This is a genomic window from uncultured Microbacterium sp. (assembly GCF_937927635.1).
Taxonomy (GTDB): domain Bacteria; phylum Actinomycetota; class Actinomycetes; order Actinomycetales; family Microbacteriaceae; genus Microbacterium.
This window is the reverse complement of the sequence record NZ_CALBRW010000006.1, coordinates 1-8,999: the sequence shown is the minus strand read 5'-3', so window position 1 is coordinate 8,999 and position 8,999 is coordinate 1. Positions and strand designations below refer to the sequence as shown.

Below are 8,999 nucleotides of genomic sequence, written 5' to 3'. Positions count from 1 at the left end.
CGCTCCGATAACGTCTGCCGAAACACGCTTATGGCCCACGGTTACGGCGGCCGGGTGTGAAGTTCGGCGCTCTTCGGCGGTGTTCTGTGATCGTCCGGTGTCGCTAGTTTCCGATGACGAGGATGCTGGCGGCGGCTTCGACGACGTCGTCGGTGATGGTGTCGAGCTGGTTGATCCTGAGTACCCGGTTGATCTGGGGGAAGAGTCGCTCGAGACGGTCGGCGCCGAGGTCGAGCGGGTGGAGGTGACGAAGATCGAAGGCGGCACCTTCTACGCCGAGATCACCCTGCAGACCCAGTACGGCCGCCGCGTCCTCGACGCCCGGCCCTCCGACTCCATCGCGCTCGCCGCCCGCGTCGACGCGCCGATCTGGGTGGCGGACGAGGTGCTCGCCGAGGCGGGCATCGCCGACGAGACGGAAGGCTCGCACGAGGACGAGGAGGCGAAGCTCGCCGAGTTCAAGCGATTCCTGGAGGAGGTCGACCCGGAGGACTTCCAGGGGTAGTCGTCCGGTCGCGTGAGCCCGTCGAAGGGCCGCGCACGGTCCCTGAGCCTGTCGAAGGGCCGCGCACGGTCCCCGAGCCCGTCGAAGGGCACCGAGCCCGGCGCCTGGGAGCGGACTCGGTGACCGCCTGGATCCGCTCGCGTTACTGCGCGGTGTAGCCGCCGTCCACGGTGTGCTGCGTGCCGGTGATGAACGACGACCGGTCGGACAGCAGGAACAGCACCAGCTCCGCGACCTCCTCCGCCTTCCCGAGACGGCCGATGGGGTGCTTCGCGACCAGCCCGTTGTACCACTCCTCGGAGAGGTTCCCGAGCAGGGGCGTGTCGATGTAGCCGGGATGCACCGAGTTGATGCGGATTCCCTGCGGCGCGTACCCGAGCGCTGCGGCCTTCGTCATTCCGGTGACTCCGTGCTTGGCTGCGACGTACGGGACGGCCCCCGTGACGCCGACGAGCCCGAGGATGGAGGAGGTGTTCACGATGGAGCCACCCCCGGCCTTCAGCATCGCCGGGATCTCGTAGTACATGCCGTAGTAGACGGAGTCGAGGTTGATCGCCATCAGCTTTCGGTATCCCTCGAGGTCCGTCTCGTGTAGCGGGCCGAGCGGGCCGCTGATGCCGGCGTTGTTGAACGCGAGGTGCAGCCCGCCGAACTGCTCGACCGCCGCGTCGACCGCCGCCTTCATCCGGTCCGCGTCGGTCACGTCCGCCGCGAAGCCGGCCGCCTTGCCGCCGGCGTTCCCGATCTCCCCCGCGACCCGGTTCGCGCCCTCCTCGTTCAGGTCGACGACCAGCACGGACGCACCCTGCTGTGCCAGCATCCGGGCCACCACCTCACCGATGCCGGACGCTCCTCCGGTGACCAGCGCGACCTTGCCCGCGAACTCTTCTGCCATCGTTCTCCTCCTTCTGCCTGGATTTTGGGATGCCGAATCGACGGCCGAGGAACGACCGCCGATGGTGTTCTCACGTCGAGGCTAGGGAAGGAATCTGAGGGGGTCAAGCCCCCGACGAGACTCACTTAAAGTGCCCGCGAAACGCCTTCGGTGCCTCATCTGAGAATGCCCGCGAAATGGCGACGCTCGGGGCATGGGGGTGACGTCCCGCTGAGTGGTGGAGTTTCTCGACACCGTGCGGTCAGTTGGGTTTGATTATGCCGCAGCGATTTCGGGGATGACCACCTCCTCGATGTGGGCGGTGTTCATGGCGTCGAGTTGCCGCATGGAGTGCTCGGAGAAGTAGCGGCGGTCGCCGGCTTCCCATTCGTCGTGCTGCTCGACCAGGACCGCGCCGGCCAGGCGCAGCAGCGCGGCGGGGTTGGGGAACACCCCGACCACGTCGGTGCGACGCTTGATCTCCTTGTTCACCCGTTCCAGCGGGTTCGTGGACCAGATCTGCCGCCAGTGCTTCTGCGGGAACCCAGTGAACGCGAGCAGGTCGTCTCGTGCGTCGGAGAGCATCTCGGCAACCTTCGGGTGCGACCGGTCGAGCATGCGGACGACTTCGTCGAACTGGGCCTGAACATGCTCCTTGTCGGGTTGGGCGAAGATCGTGCGGATGATCGAGGCGACCATCTCGCCGCTGGCCTTGGGCACCACCGCGAGGACGTTGCGCATGAAGTGCACCCGGCAGACTCCCACTGTCAACTGGGTGCAGATCTTGGTGTGTTTGCGTGGGCGCGCTGAAGGCGCCGCTCGGCCCCGAGTGTCGGGCGGGGGTGTCGAAAGCGCGCGGTCAGGCGGCGGTGATCAGTGCGGCTGAGCCGTGGCGGGCGGGGTCGTAGGTTTCGTGGTTGGTCCAACAGCGCCAGAGGATGCGGGTCCAGCGTGCGGCGAGTCCGCGGAGGGCGCGGTGGTAGCGCTGGCCTTTCTGGTCCCGGGCGTCGCGGAACGCGGCGGCCGCCCAGGGTGACATCTTGATGGAGTTGAACGCCCACCACATGGTGGCTTCTCGGAGGCGGCTGTTCGCGGCGTAGCGGAACCTGACCGACCGGGACCTGCCCGACGAGCGGGTGACCGGGGCGAGGCCGGCTTCGGCGAGGAGCACTTCAGGTTGCGGGAACCTTGCGCGGTCTTCACCGATCTCGGCGAGCAGTACCGCAGTGAGCACGGGGCCGATGCCGGGAAAGCTGGCGAAGATCAGGGCGTCCGGGTGCTCCGCGGTGGCTGCGGCGATTGCGTCGTCGTACTCGGCGAGCTGCGTGTTCAGAAGCTGCAGCACCTGGGTGAATGCGAGAGCGGAGAAGCTCTTGCCCGCGACCGTTCCTGGCGAGCCGGAGAGCAGGTTCTGTCTCATCCGGTCCGCGAGGGTCTGCGCGGGGACTCTGCCGGTGTAGTGGTGTCGGGAAAGGAACCCTGCCATCCTGGTGGTCTTCACCCGGGACGCGTTCGCCGGTGTCGGATAGTCCGTTACGAACGACAGCGTGATCTGCCGGTCGACGGACGAGAACAACCGAACGGGTGCGGGGTGGTAGGCCTCGAGGATCATCCGCAACTGACTCTCCGTCGCCTGCTGCGTCTCGAGGAGCCGGTCCCGGTCCCGTGTGAGTGCCTTGATCTCGGCGAGCAGCGGTGACGGGACCGACAGCGGGCGCCAGTGCGCATGGTCGAAGCGGAGCGTGTCGGCGAGTACGAACGCGTCGAACCGGTCGTCCTTGACCGCAGCGACCTTGTAACGCTCCCGCGCCCTCGCGGAGATCCGCGGAGACACGGGGAACACCGCATGCCCGGTCGCTTGAAGGTGCTCGACGAGGAGACCTTCGGAGCGTTCGATCGCGATCGGGACCTGCCGCCCGAAGCCGTTCAGATGCAGGTCGAGTTGGTGGAGCCCGGCGACGTCGTGACTGACACGTGTCTCAAGTAGCCGCTTCCCGTCGGGCGCGACAACGCAGAGCTGGTGGTTCTCACCGCCCCAGTCGATGCCGGCGAATACCGGCCACGCTGGCAAGTTGAGGTCTGGCATGAGCGCTTCTCCTTCGAAGACGAGGCCCGCCTCGTGACGGACCCCTCTGGACGCTCACTCAGGTGCTCCCGCTGTCGGGGCACGACTCCCACTAGCCAGTCGGAATCCGCCACCGCCGGGAGGGACAGGTCTGCCGCTGGACCTCGAAGGTCACGCTGCCAAGGTCCTCTCCCGACGGTGAGGATGAACCAGCGGGACGATCCCGCCACTAACCATCTTGACGAGTGACCGCTGCCAGGACGAGCCGTGGAAGACCGTCTCAATCGCGGCGATCAGGCCCGTGTGAGCGTCGGAGATCACCAGCTTCACCCCGCCCAGACCGCGTGCTTTCAACGAGCGCAGGAACGCGGTCCAAAACGGTTGCGATTCGGTGTCTCCGACCTCGAAGCCCAGGACTTCTCGCCGCCCGTCGGCGGCGACGCCGACGGCGACGACCACCGCTTGGGACACCACCCGCCGGCCGACGCGGGCTTTGCAGTAGGTCGCGTCGAGGAACACATACGGGTAGGTGGTGTCCGCGAGCGGCCGGTCCCGGAACGCGGCGACGTCCTCGTCCAGGCCCGAGCAGATCCGTGACACCTCGGACTTGGAAATCCCGGTGTCTGCGCCAAGCGCCTTCACGAGGTCGTCGACTTTCCGGGTGGAAACACCGTGGACGTAGGCCTCCATCACGACCGCGAACAGTGCCTGATCGACCCGACGGCGACGTTCCAACAGGGACGGGAAAAACGACCCCTGCCGCAGCTTCGGGATCCGCAATTCCAGGTCCCCGACCTTCGTGCTCACGGTCTTCGGGCGGGTGCCGTTGCGTTGCGTCACCCGATCGGGGGAACGCTCGAACGGGGCAGCCCTGATGAACGCGGCCGCTTCCGCGTCGATCAGCTCCTGATAGAGCGTCTCGGTCGCGACCCGGACCCGGTCGTTGACATCGGTGAGTTTCAGTTCCCCGAGCAGCTCGAGGAGGGCAGACTGGTCAAGAGCCATCGTCAACGACACCAACGACTCCGCCGAAAACTCCACCACCACCCGGGACGTCACCGCGGTAGGCGCAAGTGGATGCCCTGCGAGGACTTCAGCAAGTACCGCGAACCAGCCGACGAGTGACCCGGATCGAACGCCGGCCGTGGCTCTCAGGAACCCGCCCGAGTGTCCCAAAAGTGTCCCGAGTGTCCCGAGAATGGCGATTGGCCCCCTTCTCTGAGTGCGACGAGTGCGAGGCGTGCGGGAGGGGCAAGGCCCCGACATCCCAGTCACCACAAGGGATTCCGCGTATCCGCTACGCTGGTCGGGCACAAGGAGACGTCGCATAGTTCGGCCTAGTGCACCACCCTGCTAAGGTGGAGTCCCCGTAAGGGGACCGAGAGTTCAAATCTCTCCGTCTCCGCCATTTGTTCCTGAGCAGGAGCCATTTCTTCGGCTTAATTTTCGGGTGTTGGCGATCAGAGTCCGAGACTCGGGCCCTTCGAGGCGACCCCTAGGTGCACCCCTTCTGCTTGCGCTCCCAGACTTCGGCCTCGCGCTTGGCGTCCAATGACGTGGACGCCACGAGCGTGCGCCCGGAGTCGACCCGGACGAGGTGGTAGGCCTGGCCCGCCTTGGTTGTGCGCGGCTCGATCACTCGGCCACCCCCGCCACGCGCTCCACCTCGATGCGCCGGCAGATGTGCTTGTGCTGGGTGAGCCGAATCGGCTCCACCGGAGCCTGGCCGGACACGGCGAGGCGCGCAGGCGTCTTGACCCCGCCTGAGTAATCAAGACATGCCCGGTGGTTCGTCCCTGCCTGAGCCGAGCGCACGTTATCCGGCGGCGCGATGGCTTAGGTCTGAACGGTGACGGTGGCCTCGCTGGGTCCGCCGCATTGTGCGCTGCCGCCGACGCGTACCCATTCCGGGATGACCTCGGTATCGGAGAGCACTGTTCCGTCGGCGGCGAGCGTGCGCACCGTGATCTGTTCGACGCTCGTCATGCCCACCGAGAACGTCCATGAGTCGCCGTCGTTGCTCTCGATCGTGATCCACCCCAGCGGTCCCGACGGGTCCAGGTCATCGGCGGGAGCGCACCCGGCGTCGGTGCAGAGCTGCACCTGATCGACTGCGCGCGTGTCCCCGTCGACCTGGACCGTGAGCGTGTTCGACCAGCCGATCGCCGAGCAAGCGAACGAGACGCACCCGGTCAGCCCCGTCATGGTCACGAGTCCGGCCGCCGCCAGGAGTCCAGCCCGCCTTCTCGCCGCCATCCTCACCTTCCCCTCACTGTCCGATCCCCCTTCTCCCTCACGACCCTACGGCCCCGTCCATCCCTCTCAACCGCCTCCTGGCCGCCCTCTCCACCTCACGGGAGTCTCCCGTCCATGAGTCAATGCACCGGGCCGAGCTGCACCGCGCGCTCGTGGATGCCCTGCCCGCCGGGAGCCTCCGGCTCGGGCACAGCGCCGTCGTCGCGGAGGACGGCGAGCCGGTGGTGAGGGTGGCTGGAGCCGCCGAGCGGTTCGACCTGGTGATCGCCGCCAACGGGCTTCGCAGCGACACCCGCGCCCGGCTGGGACTGGATCGCGGCGTGCGATACGCCGGGTACACCGCCTGGCGCGGCGTCACCGCGGCCGGCGTCGATGTGCACGGCGAGGCCGGCGAGACGTGGGGACGCGGGCGATCTTCGGCATCGTGCCGCTGCCGGACGATCGCGTCCACTGGTTCGCCACCGAATCCACGGCCGCGGGCCAGCGCGCGGAGGGCGAGCGCGAGTCAGCGAGGGAGCGGTTCGGGGACTGGCGCCCGCCGCTCTGCCACGGAGCAGAACCAACGCTAAAGGGCGGGGCGGTGGCGAGCAGGAAGATGGCGAACAGGGTGTGGTTCACGACGCCGAACAGGGGGTTGCCGCCGATGGTGAAGAAGACGGTCCAGTTCACGGCGATGTCGGCGAGGATGACGACCAGACCCAGGATGATGCCCGTTCGCTTCCGAAGCAGGACCAGCAGTGCCGTCAGTGGAGCTGAAGGCGCTCCACGTCGCGCGCGGTTGAAGGGTGCTTTGCTCCCGTGGTCGCGAGGTCGCCGCGTGCTGTCGCGCCCGCCTTTGACGCCCGCCCGGCGTCTCCTTCCCTCACCCCCCGACCGGCGCCGGTGCGAGGCTCTGCGGGGCGCGCAGCATCCGTGCCGGACGTGCGCCGGGGATGCCGGTGATCTCGCCGAGCTCGACGAAGCCCGCGCGGCGGTAGAGGCGCCGGTTGTCGGGCGTCGACGATTCGAGGTAGGCCGACTGGCGGGTCGCGTCGAGCATGTCGAGCTGGGCGCGCAGCAGGCGTCCGCCCACGCCCATGCCGCGTGCCGTCGACGAGACGCCGATCTCGCCCAGGTACCAGTGCGGCGAGTCGGGGCGGTGGCGGTCGAGCTGCGAGAGCAGGCCGAGCGCGTGGGGAAGGCGGGTCCAGCCGATGGCGCGCGCGAAGCGCGGCAACTCGCGCAGCTGGCGCCCGAGGGCGCCGCGCATGGCGCCGGGGGCCTCCCAGGCGGCGACGCCGACGATCTCGCCGTCGATGCCGCGGCGGGCCAGGTCGACGACGCCGGTGCGGTAGGCGCCGCTGGAGAGCACGGCGGTGAAGAGTTCGGTGAGGCGTTCGTCGCGGTCGGCCTGCTCGGGGATGATCGCGGCCATCACGGGGTCGGCCGAGAAGGCGTCGGCGAGCACGCGCGCGGCGGCGGGGAGGTCGGCCGCGGTGGCGGGCTGCACGGTGATGTCGGTGAGGGTGCTCATGGCGCCTCCTTTGATTGGTCCAACTGGATAAATTGATCCTGCCGCATGGAGCGGGGAGAATGCTCTGAGGATGCTGAGGACGACATGAACACCGAGAAGAGGCCGTATCTGCCGGTCGAGGAACGGCGCGCGCTGCTGCTCGACGCCGCGTTCGAGGTTGTCGCGACCGACGGCGCCGGGGCGCTCTCGCTGCGCGCCGTCGCCGAGCGTGCCGGGGTCGCGCACCGTGTGGTGTCTTACGCGTTCGGGGCGAAGACCGAGCTGATCGCCGCGCTGCTGCGGCGGGAGTCGGCGCGCACGATGTCGCAGGTGTGGAGCGCCCCGCTGCTCGGGCTCTCGTTGCAGGACGCGGTGGCCGCCGCCCTCGATGCGCTGCTGGCCGACCTGCGGAGCAACACCGCGCGTCACCGCGTGGTCGCCGACCTCTCCGCATCTGCACGCTCCTCCGACCTCACGATCGACGCGGCCCGCGCGGAGGCCAGCGACGACCTCGCCGCAATCGCCGCGCGCCTCCGCGAGTGGCAGGATGCGACATCCCAGCCCCTTCCGGCCCCCGCGCCGGTGGTCGCCGCCGCCGTGCTCGCCGCGGCGAACGGACTGGTCGACCAGTGGCTCGCGCTTCCCGACGAGCCGACGGCGGCGGCGACCGCCCGCCTGCTGTCCCGGGCGTTCACGAACTGATCCGGAATCGCCCCACCGGATACCTCCCACCGGTATTGTTCGATGTGTGGACGGTGCGATGTTCGGGTACGCGGCGGTGGGGGTCGTCCTTCTCGTCGCAGCGGCGGGCATCGGCCTCCTCGTGCTCGTCTCCCGGCGGATGCGGGTGGCCGCGCCGGCCCGCGACGTGTTGCCGTTCGGGTCGGGCTGGGATCTGCAGGAGCACGCGCTCTCGCGCTTCCACACCCGCTGGTACCCGATGACGGTGGTCTTCCTCGCGTTCGACGTCGAGATGCTGTTCATGTACCCCTGGGCGACCGTCGCCGCGCAGATCGGCACCGAGGCGATCGTGGAGATGTTCGTCTTCCTCGGCATCCTCGTCTCCGCCGTGGTCTGGGCGTGGCGCGAAGGAGTGTTCCGGTGGCAGTGACGGCCGGCGGCTACGCCGACGTGAGCGCGCTCCTGCTCGAAGCGCCCGGGGAGACGGTGTTGCGCATCGCCGCCGAGGCCGTGCTCGCGGCGGGCGGCGGCGTGATCGCCGAGACGCCCGCGTCGGCGAACGCGCTCGTGCTCTGCGGCGAGATGCCCGAGCGTTACGACGACCTGGTCGAACGGCTCTGGCAGCAGATGCCCTACCCCAAGACCCGCGTCGAGCTGAGCGCGGTGAGCACGGTGAGCGCGGCAGTGGATGCCGGTGCCCGCCGCATCCGTGATCTGCCCGCGCAGCGCGCGGCCGCGCTCCGCGAGCCCGTGCCCGTGGTCGCCGCGATGCCCGCCCACGACATGTCGGGGATGTCGGGTCACGATATGTCGGGGATGTCCGGTCATGACATGTCGTCGATGTCCGGTGGTGCGGATGAGCACGCGGGTCACGATATGTCGGGGATGAGCGGTGCGGATGAGCACGCCGGTCATGACATGTCGTCCATGTCGGGTCATGACATGTCGTCGATGTCTGGTGGTGCGGGTGAGCACGCCGGTCACGATATGTCGGGGATGTCTGGTGCGGGTGAGCATGCGGGCCATGACATGTCGTCGATGTCGGGTCACGATATGTCGGGGATGAGCGGTCATGACATGTCGTCGATGTCCGGTGGTGCGGATGAGCACGCGGGTCACGACATGT

General features: G+C 68.4%; 11 protein-coding genes, 1 tRNA gene and 2 pseudogenes. 6 read left to right on the top strand and 8 right to left on the bottom strand.

Going from position 1 to position 8,999, the window contains the following annotated elements; all coding sequences use genetic code 11:
- Positions 1-103: 103 nt before the first annotated feature.
- A pseudogene (locus Q0568_RS01755) lies at positions 104-214 on the bottom strand (ATP-binding protein); the annotation flags it as partial.
- A gap of 24 nt (positions 215-238) precedes the next feature.
- On the opposite strand from Q0568_RS01755, the gene Q0568_RS01750 reads away from it, so the two are divergent.
- Positions 239-505 (top strand): bifunctional nuclease domain-containing protein, encoded by a 267-nt coding sequence (locus tag Q0568_RS01750; RefSeq protein ID WP_366941312.1) that lies wholly within the window; start codon positions 239-241, stop codon positions 503-505.
- 142 nt (positions 506-647) lie between these two features.
- On the opposite strand, the gene Q0568_RS01745 is transcribed toward Q0568_RS01750, so the two are convergent.
- From Q0568_RS01745 to Q0568_RS01730, 4 genes are all read right to left on the bottom strand, one after another.
- The gene (locus Q0568_RS01745) at positions 648-1,400 is read right to left on the bottom strand and encodes an SDR family NAD(P)-dependent oxidoreductase (protein ID WP_298861239.1); all 753 of its coding nucleotides are present in this window, start codon (positions 1,398-1,400) and stop codon (positions 648-650) included.
- A gap of 255 nt (positions 1,401-1,655) precedes the next feature.
- A complete protein-coding gene (locus Q0568_RS01740; RefSeq protein ID WP_298861245.1) occupies positions 1,656-2,162 on the bottom strand; it encodes a transposase in 507 nt (168 codons plus the stop codon).
- A gap of 76 nt (positions 2,163-2,238) precedes the next feature.
- Entirely contained in the window at positions 2,239-3,465 is a 1,227-nt protein-coding gene (locus tag Q0568_RS01735; protein WP_005052857.1) for an IS110 family transposase, read from the bottom strand.
- A 150-nt stretch (positions 3,466-3,615) separates the two neighbouring features.
- The gene (locus Q0568_RS01730) at positions 3,616-4,449 is read right to left on the bottom strand and encodes an IS256 family transposase (protein WP_298861242.1); all 834 of its coding nucleotides are present in this window, start codon (positions 4,447-4,449) and stop codon (positions 3,616-3,618) included.
- A gap of 311 nt (positions 4,450-4,760) precedes the next feature.
- Between Q0568_RS01730 and Q0568_RS01725 the strand changes: the two genes are divergently transcribed.
- Positions 4,761-4,852 (top strand) — tRNA-Ser (locus tag Q0568_RS01725).
- A gap of 428 nt (positions 4,853-5,280) precedes the next feature.
- Here Q0568_RS01725 and Q0568_RS01720 read toward each other — a convergent pair.
- Both Q0568_RS01720 and Q0568_RS01715 read right to left on the bottom strand, forming a co-directional pair.
- The gene (locus tag Q0568_RS01720) at positions 5,281-5,649 is read right to left on the bottom strand and encodes a hypothetical protein (RefSeq protein WP_292680064.1); all 369 of its coding nucleotides are present in this window, start codon (positions 5,647-5,649) and stop codon (positions 5,281-5,283) included.
- 170 nt (positions 5,650-5,819) lie between these two features.
- Complete coding sequence (locus tag Q0568_RS01715) at positions 5,820-6,080, bottom strand: hypothetical protein (protein WP_292680062.1); 261 nt, start codon at positions 6,078-6,080, stop codon at positions 5,820-5,822.
- A 229-nt stretch (positions 6,081-6,309) separates the two neighbouring features.
- Between Q0568_RS01715 and Q0568_RS01710 the strand changes: the two genes are divergently transcribed.
- Positions 6,310-6,456: a hypothetical protein gene (locus tag Q0568_RS01710; protein ID WP_298861233.1), complete on the top strand. Its 147-nt coding sequence runs from the start codon at positions 6,310-6,312 to the stop codon at positions 6,454-6,456.
- A gap of 106 nt (positions 6,457-6,562) precedes the next feature.
- Here the strand turns inward: Q0568_RS01710 and Q0568_RS01705 are convergent, their stop codons facing one another.
- Positions 6,563-7,213: an N-acetyltransferase gene (locus Q0568_RS01705; RefSeq protein ID WP_292680061.1), complete on the bottom strand. Its 651-nt coding sequence runs from the start codon at positions 7,211-7,213 to the stop codon at positions 6,563-6,565.
- Between the two features lie 84 nt (positions 7,214-7,297).
- Here Q0568_RS01705 and Q0568_RS01700 point away from each other — a divergent pair, with 84 nt between their 5' ends.
- From Q0568_RS01700 to Q0568_RS01690, 3 genes and pseudogenes are all read left to right on the top strand, one after another.
- A complete protein-coding gene (locus tag Q0568_RS01700) occupies positions 7,298-7,894 on the top strand; it encodes a TetR/AcrR family transcriptional regulator (protein WP_292680059.1) in 597 nt (198 codons plus the stop codon).
- 46 nt (positions 7,895-7,940) lie between these two features.
- Entirely contained in the window at positions 7,941-8,303 is a 363-nt protein-coding gene (locus Q0568_RS01695; RefSeq protein ID WP_292680058.1) for an NADH-quinone oxidoreductase subunit A, read from the top strand.
- Positions 8,294-8,999, top strand: a pseudogene (locus tag Q0568_RS01690) (hypothetical protein); the annotation flags it as partial. The gene Q0568_RS01695 and the pseudogene Q0568_RS01690, both read left to right, overlap by 10 nt.

Excerpts from the sequence above, each read along its gene's own strand:
- Q0568_RS01720 (WP_292680064.1), bottom strand. The coding sequence starts at position 5,649 with ATGACGGGGCTGACCGGGTGCGTCTCGTTCGCTTGCTCGGCGATCGGC.
- Q0568_RS01745 (WP_298861239.1), bottom strand. The coding sequence starts at position 1,400 with ATGGCAGAAGAGTTCGCGGGCAAGGTCGCGCTGGTCACCGGAGGAGCG.
- Q0568_RS01730 (WP_298861242.1), bottom strand. The coding sequence starts at position 4,449 with ATGGCTCTTGACCAGTCTGCCCTCCTCGAGCTGCTCGGGGAACTGAAA.
- Q0568_RS01735 (WP_005052857.1), bottom strand. The coding sequence starts at position 3,465 with ATGCCAGACCTCAACTTGCCAGCGTGGCCGGTATTCGCCGGCATCGAC.
- Q0568_RS01700 (WP_292680059.1), top strand. The coding sequence starts at position 7,298 with ATGAACACCGAGAAGAGGCCGTATCTGCCGGTCGAGGAACGGCGCGCG.
- Q0568_RS01705 (WP_292680061.1), bottom strand. The coding sequence starts at position 7,213 with ATGAGCACCCTCACCGACATCACCGTGCAGCCCGCCACCGCGGCCGAC.